This is a genomic window from Lederbergia ruris (assembly GCF_018332955.1).
Lineage (GTDB): Bacteria > Bacillota > Bacilli > Bacillales > Bacillaceae_C > Lederbergia > Lederbergia ruris.
This window is the reverse complement of record NZ_BORB01000005.1, coordinates 1-15,082: the sequence shown is the minus strand read 5'-3', so window position 1 is coordinate 15,082 and position 15,082 is coordinate 1. Positions and strand designations below refer to the sequence as shown.

General features: G+C 37.9%; 16 protein-coding genes and 1 pseudogene. All 17 read right to left on the bottom strand.

The genetic code is table 11. The annotated features are described in order from the left end of the window. Positions 1-58 precede the first annotated feature (58 nt). Positions 59-1,153 carry a 3-dehydroquinate synthase gene (aroB, locus tag KI363_RS04060; protein WP_212965580.1) on the bottom strand — a complete coding sequence of 365 codons (1,095 nt, stop codon included), beginning with the start codon at positions 1,151-1,153 and terminating at the stop codon, positions 59-61. Between the two features lie 83 nt (positions 1,154-1,236). Beyond that, positions 1,237-2,010, bottom strand: a complete 774-nt coding sequence (locus tag KI363_RS04055; RefSeq protein WP_212965579.1) for a CheR family methyltransferase — start codon at positions 2,008-2,010, stop codon at positions 1,237-1,239. Positions 2,011-2,080: 70 nt separating this feature from the next. Continuing rightward, complete coding sequence (ndk, locus tag KI363_RS04050; RefSeq protein ID WP_158322313.1) at positions 2,081-2,527, bottom strand: nucleoside-diphosphate kinase; 447 nt, start codon at positions 2,525-2,527, stop codon at positions 2,081-2,083. 86 nt (positions 2,528-2,613) lie between these two features. Next, positions 2,614-3,576: a heptaprenyl diphosphate synthase component II gene (gene hepT / locus KI363_RS04045; RefSeq protein WP_158322312.1), complete on the bottom strand. Its 963-nt coding sequence runs from the start codon at positions 3,574-3,576 to the stop codon at positions 2,614-2,616. A 19-nt stretch (positions 3,577-3,595) separates the two neighbouring features. Then, positions 3,596-4,303: a demethylmenaquinone methyltransferase gene (locus KI363_RS04040; RefSeq protein ID WP_158322311.1), complete on the bottom strand. Its 708-nt coding sequence runs from the start codon at positions 4,301-4,303 to the stop codon at positions 3,596-3,598. Further along, positions 4,303-5,100 carry a heptaprenyl diphosphate synthase component 1 gene (locus KI363_RS04035; protein WP_158322310.1) on the bottom strand — a complete coding sequence of 266 codons (798 nt, stop codon included), beginning with the start codon at positions 5,098-5,100 and terminating at the stop codon, positions 4,303-4,305. Before KI363_RS04035 ends, KI363_RS04040 begins: the two co-directional genes overlap by 1 nt. A 101-nt stretch (positions 5,101-5,201) precedes the next feature. Next, positions 5,202-5,426: a trp RNA-binding attenuation protein MtrB gene (gene mtrB, locus KI363_RS04030; RefSeq protein WP_158322309.1), complete on the bottom strand. Its 225-nt coding sequence runs from the start codon at positions 5,424-5,426 to the stop codon at positions 5,202-5,204. Positions 5,427-5,598: 172 nt separating this feature from the next. Then, positions 5,599-5,871, bottom strand: coding sequence for a non-specific DNA-binding protein Hbs (gene hbs / locus KI363_RS04025; RefSeq protein ID WP_057988285.1), 273 nt, complete (start codon positions 5,869-5,871; stop codon positions 5,599-5,601). A 304-nt stretch (positions 5,872-6,175) separates the two neighbouring features. Beyond that, positions 6,176-7,654: a stage IV sporulation protein A gene (spoIVA, locus tag KI363_RS04020; protein WP_158322308.1), complete on the bottom strand. Its 1,479-nt coding sequence runs from the start codon at positions 7,652-7,654 to the stop codon at positions 6,176-6,178. A gap of 153 nt (positions 7,655-7,807) precedes the next feature. Then, positions 7,808-8,509: a YphF family lipoprotein gene (locus KI363_RS04015; RefSeq protein ID WP_158322307.1), complete on the bottom strand. Its 702-nt coding sequence runs from the start codon at positions 8,507-8,509 to the stop codon at positions 7,808-7,810. Between the two features lie 51 nt (positions 8,510-8,560). After that, positions 8,561-8,761 carry a DUF2768 domain-containing protein gene (locus KI363_RS04010; protein ID WP_158322306.1) on the bottom strand — a complete coding sequence of 67 codons (201 nt, stop codon included), beginning with the start codon at positions 8,759-8,761 and terminating at the stop codon, positions 8,561-8,563. Positions 8,762-9,031: 270 nt separating this feature from the next. Beyond that, entirely contained in the window at positions 9,032-10,087 is a 1,056-nt protein-coding gene (locus tag KI363_RS04005; RefSeq protein WP_158322305.1) for an NAD(P)H-dependent glycerol-3-phosphate dehydrogenase, read from the bottom strand. Positions 10,088-10,117: 30 nt separating this feature from the next. Then, a complete protein-coding gene (gene der, locus KI363_RS04000; RefSeq protein WP_158322304.1) occupies positions 10,118-11,428 on the bottom strand; it encodes a ribosome biogenesis GTPase Der in 1,311 nt (436 codons plus the stop codon). A gap of 201 nt (positions 11,429-11,629) precedes the next feature. Beyond that, positions 11,630-12,226 (bottom strand): YphA family membrane protein, encoded by a 597-nt coding sequence (locus KI363_RS03995; RefSeq protein ID WP_158322303.1) that lies wholly within the window; start codon positions 12,224-12,226, stop codon positions 11,630-11,632. Between the two features lie 274 nt (positions 12,227-12,500). Continuing rightward, positions 12,501-13,832 carry an ABC transporter substrate-binding protein gene (locus tag KI363_RS03990; RefSeq protein ID WP_212965578.1) on the bottom strand — a complete coding sequence of 444 codons (1,332 nt, stop codon included), beginning with the start codon at positions 13,830-13,832 and terminating at the stop codon, positions 12,501-12,503. Positions 13,833-13,953: 121 nt separating this feature from the next. Then, positions 13,954-14,676 carry an IS21-like element helper ATPase IstB gene (istB, locus tag KI363_RS03985; RefSeq protein WP_057989004.1) on the bottom strand — a complete coding sequence of 241 codons (723 nt, stop codon included), beginning with the start codon at positions 14,674-14,676 and terminating at the stop codon, positions 13,954-13,956. Further along, positions 14,676-15,082: pseudogene (locus tag KI363_RS03980) on the bottom strand (IS21 family transposase); the annotation flags it as partial. The pseudogene KI363_RS03980 and the gene istB, both read right to left, overlap by 1 nt.

Here is a 15,082-nt window from a genome sequence, read left to right as displayed (position 1 = left end):
TGCTTGATTGGAAGGAATCATGCGAAAACTTCAATTACCTTTTTTTGAACACTTTCTTTTATGATTTTCTTTGTAATTGTGTTGTTAAAATGAATTTCTCATAGGTTTTTTTTAATTGATCTTCCGCTATTTCTTTTATAACTGGTTGGCCAATCTTTTCTAGCAATATAAATCTTGGTTTGTTGGCAAATGATTTTTTATCTCTTTTCATGGAAGTGATTGCTTTATCAAAATCGAATTGGTTCGAAATTTCCAATTGATACCCTAACGTTCCTAGCCATTGTTCAAAACGATGTATATCTACAGCAAGACCCGTTTCAGATTCACTGAGATATAAGGCATATACCAACCCTGTCATAATCGCCTCACCATGTGTCACCGTTCCATAACCAGCATTAGCTTCAATTGCATGACCTAATGTATGTCCAAAATTCAAAACAGCACGAAGCCCATTTTCTCGCTCGTCCTGATGGACAACATTTGCCTTTATCTCGATTCCCCGCTTTAATATATAGCCTAAATCTTGCTTGCTAATTTTTGTTAAGTCCGTAATAGAATTCATTAAAAAATCAAGAAGTTCTTTGTCAGCTATGAAAGCATGCTTGACCACTTCAGCAAAGCCCGAACGAATTTCTGATAATGGAAGTGTATCTAGAAAATCGGTGAAGTAATAAACACCTTCAGGCTGATGAAAAGCTCCGACCATATTTTTACCGAGAGGGTGATTAATTCCTGTTTTTCCACCGACAGCACTATCATGCGCTAATATTGTTGTCGGAACTTGTATGAAACGAATCCCTCTCATAAAAGTTGCTGCAACAAAACCCGCTAAATCCCCAACAGCTCCTCCGCCAAAAGCAATGATACAAGATTTTCGATCAAGACCATTGTCCAACGCAAATGTAAGGGCCTCCTCGTAAACAGAGAACTGTTTTGCTTTTTCACCGACAGGCACCTTATAGACACAATATTCAACCACTCCGGATAAATAAGATTTCAATTCGCCCAAATGTAAACGACCTACCGTGAAATCTGTCATAATAAGAATCTTTGTATAATCTGCCTTTTCTAAATGATCCGTAAGTGTTTGGAGGGCCTTTTCACCAATGAAAACAGGATACGTCTTTGATGTGGTTTGAATATGGATCAACATATTTCTCTCCTCCTTTATTAATCTTCTTTTTCAAAATCTTTTTTTCTATATTTACAAACAATAACCCATGTATAGCGAAGAGCTTACACTTTCTTGTAAAAAAATGTATCCTCCACCTCTAATCCATATTGCCCTGGATTAAAGATTTGTTCTGTACTACCGACAAAAAGCACTCCACCTGGAGCAAGTGCTTGCGAGAATTTCTGATATAAGATATCTTTTGCTTCCTCTGTAAAGTAAATAAGAACATTTCGACAAATGATCAGATGATAGCCAGAACCAAAAGGATCGGACAAAAGATTCATCTTCTTAAATTGAACTGTTTTCTTTATATCATTGCTGATCTTATAAACAGACCCATCTTTGACAAAATGCTTCTTTTTATCTTCAGTTGGCATTTCAGCAAGAGAACGTTCTGCATAAATTCCATGTCTCGCTCTTTCAAGTGCTCCTTCATCTATGTCTGTCGCAAGGATAGAAATCTGAGGCATTGACATAAACCGAGATAAAATCATAGAGATTGTATAGGGTTCCTCACCAGTTGAAGATGCTGAACTCCAAATTTTCAATGAGCGATTTTCCTTTAGCAAACGGGGCAATATTTTATTTTCTAATGCTTCCCATCTACTTCTATTCCGATAGAACTCCGTCACATTGATTGTCATCCTATCCAAAAATTCTTGTAAAAGTTCTTGATCCCGGTCTAAATTTTTAAAGAACTCCTGAAAAGATTGAAATCCCTTCTTTTGAAAAAGGGAGGTAAGCCTTCTTTTCATTTGTGCTTCCTTATACAAAGACAAGTCAATTCCCGTCTTCGATTTCATTAATCTAATAAAATTCTCATAATCTTGATTCAAGTTTTTCCCCTCGTCTATCTATGTATAATCAGATTAAAAAGCCCCCTGTAATGAAACAGGCGGCATTAGATTAATAAATCCAATTATTTATTAGCTTTGAATATTCTACAAGCTCTTCTTCTTGGAAGAAAAGTTTTATTTCTCTTTCGGCGCTTTGCACAGAATCAGAGCCGTGAATAATATTTTTCCCAACAATTAAACCGTAATCTCCACGGATTGTACCCGGTGCCGCTTCTTGGGGATTGGTCGTCCCCATCATTTGTCTTGCCGTTGCAATGACATGCTCTCCTTGCCAGACCATCGCAAACACCGGCCCAGAGGTAATAAATTGAACGAGGTCCGAAAAAAAAGGACGTTCTTTATGTTCCTCATAGTGTTTTTCTGCTAGTTCTTCAGAAATCGACATTAGTTTTGCACCAACTAATTGAAAGCCCTTTGATTCAAAGCGCGATACAATATCTCCAATCAAGCCTCTTTGAACACCATCAGGTTTTACCATTAAAAATGTTTTTTCCATATTTATTTATCCCCCCGCAAAAAATCGATTACAATTGACAAAACTTATCAAAATAATATCATTCTTTCCTATTATTGGCAATCCTATCAAAATTTTCTCTTGCCGATATATTTTGCAATGTCTTGTAACATTTTTTTGGCGGAGTTTGCGGGAAGATCACGAAGTAAAACCAATGCTTTGTTCAAATATTTTTGACTTAAATCATATGATTTATCGATTGCATCGGAATTATTGATTTGGCTAATAATTTGTTTCATTTCCTTTTTATCAATATTTTCACTGACCTTTAAAATTCGCTCTCGAAGCTGCTTATCTTCCATCGCATATAGGACAGGTAAAGTAATATTCCCCTGTCTTAAATCTTCTCCGGCAGGTTTGCCAAGGGTTTCTTCTGTAGCCGTAAAGTCAAGGATATCGTCAATGATCTGGTAAGACATTCCAATACAGTAGCCAAACCGATAAAGGGTTCTATACGTTTTTTCATCTGCACCCGCTGATATAGCACCAAGCTCACAACTCACAGCGATTAATAAAGCTGTTTTCCGCTTTATCCGTCGTAAATAATCCCGAATATTTTGATCAAATCGATATTTATCTTTAATTTGTTCAATTTCTCCTTTACACACTTCAACAATTGCTTTTGCTAAAATACGATGTGCAATCGGCTCTTCAATATTCGTCATATAATCGAGTGATCTTGCTAACATATAGTCACCGGTGTACATTGCAACCCTGTCATTCCAAGTATAGCTAATCGTCGGGCGACCTCTTCTTATATCCGCTTCATCAATCACATCATCATGAACTAAAGAAGCCATATGTATCAGTTCTAACGCAATGGCTATATTTTTAACAGTATGTATCTCATAGGTCCCGAATTTAGCACATAGGAGAACAAAGATCGGGCGAATTCGTTTCCCCCCAGCTTTTAATAATTGAATAGACGCCTCCTGCAGTAAATCAATATCGGAATGAATCGACTGTTCCAATTCATTTTCAATCAATTCTAAATCTGCTTTTAAGGGAGAATTTATTAAATTAAGTTTCATTTCATTTCCACCTGGGTCATTATTTCTTTTTTATTCCGATATGGGCCGCCGCTACTCCGCCGGTAAAGGATTTGTATATTACATCCACGAATCCTACTCTCCAAAACAATTGTGCCAATTGATTCATTCCCGGAAAATCTCGTGCCGATTCTTGTAGCCAAGAATATTCTTTAAAGCTTTTCGCCAAGAATTTGCCCATCAGCGGCATCAAGAAGCGAAAATAAAAATAATAGGCTTGCCGGTACACCGGGAGATTCGGTTGAGATGTTTCAAGGCATACGGCCATCCCACCTGGCTTTAAAACTCGTTCCATCTCTTTTAGCACTTGCACATAATCAGGTACATTTCTTAACCCAAAACCAATTGTCACATAATCAAACTGATTATCTTCAAAAGGGAGTTCCATTGCATTTCCCTGAATAAGTTCAATATTTGCTAATTGCTCGGCCTTTATTTTTTCCTGCGCTACTTGCAACATATTATGACTAAAATCAAGTCCGAATACTTTCCCTTCAGTCCCTGTTGCTTTTCCAAGAGCGATGGTCCAGTCCCCTGTACCGCAGCATAAGTCCAAACAAGCTTGTCCAGGCTGGACATTCATTTTTTTCATGGTTTCCCTACGCCATTTTTTATGCTGTTGGAAACTTATAACAGAATTCATTTTGTCATAATTTTGATAAATATTTTCAAAAACACTATGAACATGCTCTTCTTTTGGTTGTACCATTATCTTTCCTCCACCCGCGGGCTTGAGAGATCTATGTAATGACTATTCATCTGATTCAATCGTGTTTCCACAATTGAAGGTAAGTTAGGTAAGGATATCATCATATCTTCAAGCTTCTTTTTTGATTCTGTAGCATACTTAAAACAGAGACTTTCAAGCTCAGTTATTGTCGGAACATGAGGCAGGAAGCAATTTTCTAGGCTTTTGAAAAAGAGATTTTTTTTGCCCAGCTTCATCATTTTGATTTCGTTTAACAATTTTTTTAAGAATAGAAATTCCTCGATTAATTCATTATAAAGACATGATTGATTAAAATGACCACTAAACTTCGTAAGAAGGATGGATTCTACTTGTTTTATGCTGTTCATAAATAGATGACTGTTTCCCTCACCCATCTGAAAAATATTTATTTTTTGTTCATTGATAATCTTAATCGCATCTGCTAAGTCTTTGATTAACTCTATATTTTGGTATCCTGCTAATAGACTATAGTAAAGGCCACTATAGTAGTCACCGGCCAATACCTTTAATTGCTTTTCTTTGACAGATGTCAGCTCGCGTTCTGTTACCTTCTCATGCATATCAATTGCATAATGAGCAAGCATGGCGGCAGAAATATATGTATCCATTTCCTCTGTTGAAATATCTGCATTTCGCAAAGAATAGGCCAAAAAAAGGATTCGATCTTCATCAATCACCGACGGTTTTACGTATTGACTGAAATAAGGATGAAAACTCTTTTTTTCAACCCTTTTCTTTAAGTTATGAATTTGTTGCTCATAATCAAAAACCGCCATAAATTAAGCCTCATTTCTATCACATTAATCAATATGTTCCTTTGTGCACAAATTTTATTATAACATAATGGTATGGTGTATGGCGATTGTCTATAAAGAAGCTACTTAGATCTTTCACTATTTATTTCACCGAAAGCCGTTAAAATCTTGGCTTCTCCTCTAACCTTTATAGCAGAAGTATGTTCAGTAAATTGAGCGATCATTACTTCCCCTTGATCTAGTTTTTCAGCATGATGGAATTTTGTATCCGAACCTCTTGTTAATCCAATCACATTCACACCGTCTTCTAACGATTTAATAATAATAAAATCCGATTGTTCCTTCAATCATTACACCCCTTAGTTTTTTACTTATCAAGAGCCCATCGTAAAATCATCTTCATAAAATATCAGTTATTTTACTGTACATAGTAACACAAATGATTTGCACATAAAAAGGAACTGCCTAAATAGGACAGTTCCCTCCTACATTCTTTCTCAAGAATGTATGTAAAAAATATTATTTGACAGCATCTTTTAATGCTTTACCTGGTTTGAAAGCTGGTACCTTGCTAGCTGCAATTTCAATTTCTTCACCGGTTTGTGGGTTTCTTCCTTTACGAGCCGCACGTTCGCGCACTTCAAAGTTTCCGAAACCAATCAATGCTACCTTATCGCCATTAGCCAATGTATCTTGAATAGATTGGAATACGGCATCAACCGCTTTAGTTGCATCCTTTTTGGAAAGCTCAGCTGCTTCAGCAACAGAATTGATAAGTTCAGTTTTGTTCATGCCATTCACCTCCTCCTAAGAAATAGAGAAAACAAGTTCCTCAACTACTATTACATTTGTAAACAATTTTATGAATTTCTAAACATTAAAAGGTAGAAATCCTATCAAAACTGCTGATAATCGGGGTTCATCAACAATTCTGTTTAAAAGATTAACATATAAAATATCGGTTAGCAAGAATTAATGCGACGAAAAATGGAAAAGATGCCGAATTTCGTCAAATTCGGCATCTTTTTAAGAAAAACACAAGCGCCTGGCGGCGAGACATGCATATTTCATTTACTTTACAAGCTTCTCTTTTTCCTTACAAAATAATGGCAATTAAGCCGCCTGATCCCTCATTAATAATCCTTTCTAGCGTCTCTTTTAGCTTGTATCGAGCATTTTCTGGCATCATGGCAATTTTCCCTTGAATACCTTCTCTTACAAGTGAGCTTAAGCTTCTGCCAAAGATATCTGAATTCCAAATCGATAATGGGTCATCTTCAAAGTCTTGCATTAAATAGCGGACAAGTTCTTCACTTTGTTTCTCTGTACCGATAATTGGCGAGAACTCAGACTCCACATCCACCTTAATCATATGAATAGAAGGAGCCACCGCTTTTAATCTAACACCAAATCTTGACCCTTGTCTAATGATCTCAGGTTCATCCAGACTCATATCGGCTAAGGACGGTGCGGCAATACCATACCCCGTCTGTTTCACCATGATGAGAGCGTCCGAGATTTGGTCATATTCCCTCTTTGCATCCGCGAAGTCTTGCATTAATTCTAACAAATGGTCTTTCCCTCTTACCTCGACTCCGACTATTTCCTTTAACACATCATCATAAAGTTCATCTGGAGCAAATAAATCAATCTCTGCAATCCCCTGCCCCATATCTACTCCTGCCAATCCAGCATTATTGATATAATCATATTCATAGAATTGCTGGACAACACGATCAACATCACGCAACCGTTTGATGTCTTTCACCGTTTCTTTTACAGCCTCTTGATAGTTAGATCTTAACCAATGATCTTCTTTTAAAACCATTACCCAGCTTGGCAAATTCACATTGACTTCAAGTACTGGGAATTCATAGAGTGCTTCCCGAAGAACACTCATCACATCTTCTTCTCTCATCCCTTCAACAGACATAGCGAGCACAGGTATATCATATTTATCTTCTAATTCCTTTCTCAGTGCCTCTGTTTCAGCATGATGCGGACGGGAAGAATTGATGACCATTATAAATGGCTTCCCAACTTCTTTAAGCTCATCTATCACGCGTTCTTCCGCTTCAATATAATCACTACGTGGAATCTCACCAATCGTGCCATCTGTTGTAATGACAACACCTAAAACTGAATGTTCCTGAATCACTTTTCTTGTTCCAATCTCAGCTGCTTCGTGAAATGAGATCGGGTCTTCATACCACGGTGTATTGATCATTCTCGGGCCATTTTCATCTTCATAGCCCTTTGCACCTGGTACTGTATATCCAACACAATCTACAAGCCTTACATTCACTTCTAGCCCCTCATCCACCTGAACAGTGACTGCCTGATTGGGGACAAATTTCGGTTCAGTCGTCATAATGGTTCTTCCTGCGGCACTTTGTGGAAGTTCATCCTGTGCCCGTGCTCGATCTGCTTCACTTTTAATATTCGGTAGAACAGCCAATTCCATAAACTTCTTAATGAATGTGGACTTACCTGTACGAACAGCTCCTACTACTCCCAAATAGATGTCCCCGCCCGTTCTTTCCGCAATATCTTTAAAAATATCCACCTTTTCCAAGAGGTTCCCTCCTATCATTAAGTTCAAGGGACAAACCATAATAGACGCTCGTCAATATATGTTTATGATGTTGTCCGATTCTCATATGACCATAATTATTGCCAATTAAAAAATCCTTCTTCCACATTATATTTAGTGAAAGAAGGAATATTCCTATTTAGCCATATAAATCGGTTCATTGTTTTCATCCACTGTGTAAGGCAAAGAATAAGCTGGAACAAATGGAGAATCTTTCGTAAGAATATCGATTATATTATCACCATTTTGATAGGATTCATTATCGCCTTTTATCGATTGATACAAATCACTTATATAATCAACATATATTTCTCCTTTTCCATCCATAACGAATGATAAGTTGTTATGACTAAAAGGAGAAGTAACATATGGTTCGGTTTTATAGCCTAACTTCGAAAAGTCAATCGAGTAAACGTTATCTGCCAGCGTTTCTTTAAATGGAGGATATTTTTGTGATTGAAGCCTGATTTTTATTTCTCTTATTTTTTCAGCCATTCTTAAATCCACTAACTTTACAGTAGGATCTGTTTCCACATCGGTTAGTACATACTGAAAAATCCCTCCACTCTCAAAAGAATTTCCCGGGGGAGAGGATAGATAACTCGGAACAATTTTCGAAAAATCAATGGGGTATTTTATGTATATAGGTGTATCTTGATCACGAGTTTTAATCGGTAAAATCCCATCTTTTTCATCTTGGTATTGATCCACTGCCTTTTGTACCGACTCAAGTTGGTCTTCGTACGGGATTTTATTTTCTGCTTTTCTCTCATCAGGATACATACAACCTGATAATATTAATATAAGTAATAATGGCATAATAAACCGTAATTGCATCGATGTTCATCCTTTCAACTGCGTACGCCAATCATAAGAATCTAGTGAAATTTAGTAAGTCGGTCCTGACAGGACAATAAATAATGTAATAAAACCTCCGAAAATTAAACAAACCCAACCAACAATACCTGCTATCACTTTCATCCACTTATTTTTTAATTTATAACGAACTAGGTACATAGCAAACATAGCTACTGCGAATAATCCCATGCCTATAATGGAAATCCACATTTTTTGCATTGAAACTGACATCATCTTTCCTCCGTTACTCTTCTTCTCATGGATTGACATTTGTCTAGAAGCCAAATCTTTAGGTCTTTTTCATTATAACATTTTTCGTCAACTAGAAATAAAAACTTAATGACACTTCCATTACTATTTATTTTCACATAAAAATATGAAGCAAGGCTTAACCCCCCTGCTCCATAACGACAACCCAATACCCATACCAGTAGTTCAAGCATATCGCTTCAGACTTAGTATATGCATCAAAATTAATAACGCATCATCTCTTGCCCATACTTAATGTTGTTCCATTTGCGCACTTAAAATATCCACAAGGTCTTCCATTTCATTTTTCTTTAGTCGCGCCATTAGCCTTTCGACAGCTTCTTTTGCGTCCACGTTATTAAACAGAACATGATATAACATTTCGGTAATTGGCATTTGACAATGATACTTTTGAGCAAGTTGATAAGCCGCTTTTGTTGTTCTTACACCCTCCACGGCCATCCCCATATTTTGGAGTACATCTTCTAAATTTTGCCCTTGTCCGAGCATATTTCCTGCTCTCCAATTTCTTGAATGGACACTTGTGCATGTAACAATTAAATCGCCCACACCTGCCAGACCGGAGAATGTTAGTGGATTTGCCCCAATCTTTGTTCCAAGACGAGAAATTTCAGCCAATCCCCGCGTAATGAGGGCAGCCTTAGCATTATCACCGAAGCCTAGACCATCAGACACTCCTGCTGCAAGCGCAATAATATTCTTTAAGGCGCCCCCGATCTCTACCCCAACTATGTCTGGGTTTGTGTAAACGCGGAAGTTTTGATTCATAAATAGATCACGAACATACTCTGCCGCTTCCATATTTTTAGAAGAAACCGTCACCGTTGTAGGATGTCTTAAACTAACTTCTTCCGCATGACTCGGTCCTGACAAAACCACGATGTCCTTAAGAATTTTATTTGGGACCTCTTCTTCCAACATTTCCGAAATACGTAACAGTGTATCCGGTTCTATTCCTTTACTCACATGAACAAAAATGAGAGGTTTTTGTTGAAATTTAAGAATCGCTCTCATTTGCTCTCTGATTGCCTTTGTAGGGACAGCCACGATAACGGTCCCTACTTCTTCTAGTGCCTCTTCCAGTGAGGTGGAAGCAACAATATTTTCCGGCAAGGAAATTCCCGGAAGATATTTTGAGTTCTCATGTTTTCTATTGATTTCTTTCTTTTGCAAATCATTTCTCGTCCAAAGTGTTACTTCATGCCCATTATCAGCTAATACTAGGGCAAGAGCTGTCCCCCAGCTGCCAGCGCCAATCACCGCAAGTTTTTCTTTTTTATTAGCCAAATTGTTCACCTACTCTATAGTTGTTAAGTCTTATGTTCTCGCTCTAGCAATCATTTTTATAGGAGTTCCTTCAAATCCAAATGCTTCCCGAATCCGATTCTCTAAAAACCTTTCATAAGAAAAGTGCATAAGTTCGGGGTCATTCACAAAAACAACAAAAGTTGGTGGTTTGACTCCAACCTGTGTAGCGTATAAGATTTTTAACCTACGGCCTTTATCTGTTGGTGCCGGATTACGGGCAATCGCATCCATAATAATCTCATTCAAGACACTTGATTGGACACGTAAAGAGTGATTCTCGCTAGCCATTTTAATAACAGGAGGCAGCGTTATAAGTCTCTTCTTCGTTTTAGCCGATACAAAGACAATCGGTGCATAATCAAGAAATTGAAAGTGGGCTCTGATTTGCTCTTCAAAATTCTTCATAGTTTTATCATCTTTTTCAACAACATCCCACTTATTGACAACAATGATGATTCCCCTACCGGCTTCGTGGGCGTAACCAGCAATCTTTTTATCTTGCTCCAAGATTCCTTCTTCCCCATTCAACACAACTAGAACTATATCTGAGCGATCAATCGCTTTTAAAGCCCTGAGAACACTATATTTTTCTGTCTTCTCATAAACTTTTCCTTTCTTCCGCATCCCAGCAGTATCAATAATCGTATATTTCTGACCTTCAAACTCGTAGGCAGAATCCGTCGCATCTCGTGTTGTACCAGCAATATCACTCACAATTACTCGATCTTCACCAAGTAACGCATTCACAATCGACGATTTTCCAACATTTGGACGACCAATTAAGCTAAATTTGATGATATCCTCATCTTCACTTTCTTCCAAATCACTAGGAAAATGCCGAACAACCTCATCTAGCATATCTCCTAACCCGAGTCCATGAGAGCCCGATATTGGGAAGGGTTCGCCGAAACCTAATGAATAAAACTCAAAAACATCTGCTTTCATCTCCGGATTATCTACTTTATTAACAGCTAGAACGACAGGCTTTTTCGAGCGGAATAATATTTTTCCAACTTCCTCATCTGTAGATGTGACACCTTCTCGAGCACTTACTATAAAAATTATCACATCTGCTTCTTCAATTGCTAATTCAGCTTGCTCACGAATTTCGACTAAAAAAGGAGCATCTCCCATATCGATTCCACCCGTATCAATTAAATGAAACTCGTGTGTAAGCCAATCACCCGTTCCATAAATCCGATCTCGGGTTACACCTGGTGAATCTTCTACAATGGAGATCCGCTCCCCAACAATTCTATTGAAAATTGTAGACTTCCCTACATTGGGACGCCCTACAATTGCAACGGTAGCTTTGGCCATATCATCATCACTCACTTCAAGTCAAATTCAAAATCTTTTTTATACATGTTTCGGTCAAGTTTCAAAATACATTTTATTCTCTTCATGCTCACCAGCTAGCACCCTGTCACTTACTGATATTACACATATTCAAGCTAGACGTATAATCCACAATATACCATTTTATGAATTTCTAAACAACGAAAATAAAAAATTGACGATTTAATGCAAAACTTTTTTACTTTTAGTTACTTTCATTAATACAAAAATCTTTGAAAAAATAAAACCAATCATCATCGTAAAAATAGTGATGGATAAAATATCAAATACTTCCAAAGAGCCAATTAAATAAGGGATTCTCCATTTAGATAAAATAAGGGCCAGTAAAAACTCCCCCTGTAAAACACCGAGACAAACCAACAAGACTCTTTCCAAAAAATTGAACGGGAAAACAAAATAGCTTACTACGATTAATAAAAAGGCCAGTAAAATTTTTCTGTCCACTATCATTAAAATTGGATCGTATAATTCGAATAATCGGAGTCCCGTATATCCCAATAGGAGCGAAAAGATAGAGATGAGTAAGATAAATTGCTTTTTAAATGATAGCTTTACCATGATCATATAGCAAGCAATTAATACAATAAGACCTTGTCCGCTCATCATAAAGCCATTAAAAGAAATTTTTAACGGCAGACAAATAATCATAACAAGTGCAAATAAAGCGATCTTCCATCGGTGTTCTTCTTGTTTGTCCATTAAAAAGGTAGCAAAAATCCATATTATCCAAACAAAAAGTAAAAATATGCTTCCCGGCATTTAACCACCTCCCTTCCCATTATAGGAAAGGAAAACAGAATTTAATCAGTTTTTTAATTCGGTGAAGGCAAAGAATGAATATAACCTAAAACAGCCACCTCTAAAGCAAGTGGCTGTTAACATAATAATTATTGCTACTTAAAGGATGCACACCTTAAGAAATTCCATCATAAGTCACAGTGTTCGCGCCTGTTTTTGGGATGCAAAACTCAAGTATTTCCCATTCACTTTATGCGCCCTGGGTTAGCACTTTCAAACTTTTGTAAAGATTCTTCTATTTCTTTTCCTTCGCTTCCTTTACCAATGTTTCCGCTTCCTCTTGTGCTTCTCTTAAAATCGTATTAATATCTACCCCATCTAGCAACCTCTCTTCTAAAGCCGCATAGGCATCCTCCTCATACGGAGAAAAGTGATCTAAATCCGTCGGATAGGAATGCTTTGTCAATGCATTGATATTCAAATCTTCCATCCATGGGCGTTCTTCGATTAAGTCCCCTAGGAAGTCATCATTTATTGCTGGGTCGGCCAATGAGGATGCGCGACCTTTTCGAGCCGTCGCCCGTTGGACGTCGTCTGTGAACAAGTACGCGATTACTTTAAATGCTTCATCGGGATGTTCAGAAGATGCTGCGACACCGATATTTCCAGATCTTGAAGGCCGGGAAATACCAGGGCGGTCTTTCCAAACAGGATAGGTCACAATATCAAAGTTAAAATCTTCATCTTCTGAAAAAAGTTCAACCTGCGACCAAATGGGATTCATCGCCACGTTCCGGTCCCCGAAAAACGGTCCGATACTAGGATCCCTATCATCATCTCCTTCCGGGACATTACCCGGAATCGAATACACACGTTCCATCTTTCTTAAATACTCTTGATAAAGTGGCATGTATTTCTCACTCGTATAAGCAGGCTCATCTGTTTCTGGATCCACTTTTGGAACGCCGCGCTGGTCTAACATAATACTTGCATACGGAATTTGTAATCCGTAGTAGTGCACACCATTCTTTTCCCCAGTCAATTTAGCGGCCAAATCGATAATTTCGTCCCAAGTCATATCATCTTTTGGGTAATCCACGCCAAACATATCAAAAATATCTTTATTATAATGCAACACCGTGGCGCCTCGAGTATACGGTAACGTGTAAAGTTTGCCATCGGCGAACATCCGTGACTCAGCTAAAAGGCTTGGTTCGATTCTACTTAAATCAAAATTGTGTTTCTCAATTAAATCACTCATATCCATCGTTAATCCATGTTCCGTAAAATTAGGGAGACCAGAAGGATTACCCAAAAAGATAATGTCGGGCATAATTTTCTTGGCCAGCAGATCCTCAATAGGTTGATCTAAATACTTTAGTTTAATATGAGGAAATGCCGCTTCAACCGGCTCTTTAATCTCCTCATTAAATCGCTTTTCTTCCCATGCTTCAGGATAAACAATGTTTAAAGTAATATTTTCTATGGGATCATCTTCACTTGCTCCAGCATCATTATTCTCACCCTCACCTTTCGTTACACTTTGTTCCGATTTACAGGCGGTCAGAGCTAACATAAGCATTACTCCCAGCACAAAAACAGCAAATAGTTTCGTGAATTTTGACATCATTTTCCTCCCTTTTGTTCCTTTTTTATGAAAGCGCATTCATATAGAAATAGTACAACTGTATTTGGCAAGTGTAAAATGCATGAAACGGCAGCCCTTTTTGTAAACCACTTGCCAACCTCTAATTTTTCATCATCATAGACTCCTTCATTCGTTTACTTTCACCCCCAAACAGAATGAGGTGGGAGTGGTGGATTAGGCGATCCACTACGGCTTCCGTTAGAATTGGATCGCCAAAGACATGGTTCCACTGTCCGAATTGAAGATTGGTAGTAATGATAATGCTCCGTTTTTCATAACACATAGATATCACTTGAAACAGTAGTTCTGCACCTTGCTTATGCAATGGAATATAGCCTAGCTCATCTAATATTAATAGATCAAGCTTATCTATTCTGTTAAACAGCCTGGTCAACGTACCTTTTTCATTCGCTTCCAACAGCTCATTTGCCAATGAAGCAACGGTATAGAACTTCACTCGCTTGCCATACTTCTGTATGGCATTGATTCCTATGAGCGTAGAGAGGTAGGTTTTACCTGCACCTACTCCACCATAAAAAATCATATTTTCCTTTGCCTCGATAAATTCTCCTTCTAATACCGATTCTTGACTTAACCCCTGACCCAATTGAATATCTGTCCAATCAAAAGGATTGCCAGACACGTTCGGCAGCGTTGCCGTTTTGAATAATAGGTTTATCTTACGCTCCTCACGCTGCTTCACTTCCTTTTCAAAAAGTGTTAATAAGTATTGTTGAGGATCTTCTATGTTCACCGTATGGAAATTCTCACGAATCCAGCTGAGTTTTAATCGCTTTGCGTACTCCTGAATCATTTCATGCATTATGCCTGCCTCCTTTTAGAGGAAAAGAAGACATCATATTTCTTAATCCCTCGCTCAGCGACTGGCATGACTGGGATGCTAGGCTTCATCTCCAACGTATCACGATAACCCCGCCCGTGAATAAGTTGATGGAAAACCTGTTTGATTGATTCGGAAGATGGATGGATCCTTTTAGAAGCTATCTCCAACGCTTCTGTTGCCTTTTCTAAACTATGTTCTTTCAGTAATGTTGATAATAGTTTGAGAGCTTCTTTCTTCTCCTCAACGGTGCATTCATTTAAATAGCTTCGCCAGCGTTCCGGTAATTGGCCATAGAACGTCGTATATTTCAAAGCTGTTGGCCTTGTGGCCATAAGAGATAGGTAGGGTTGCCATACCATTGATTTTGATGCATTTCCGTAGATTC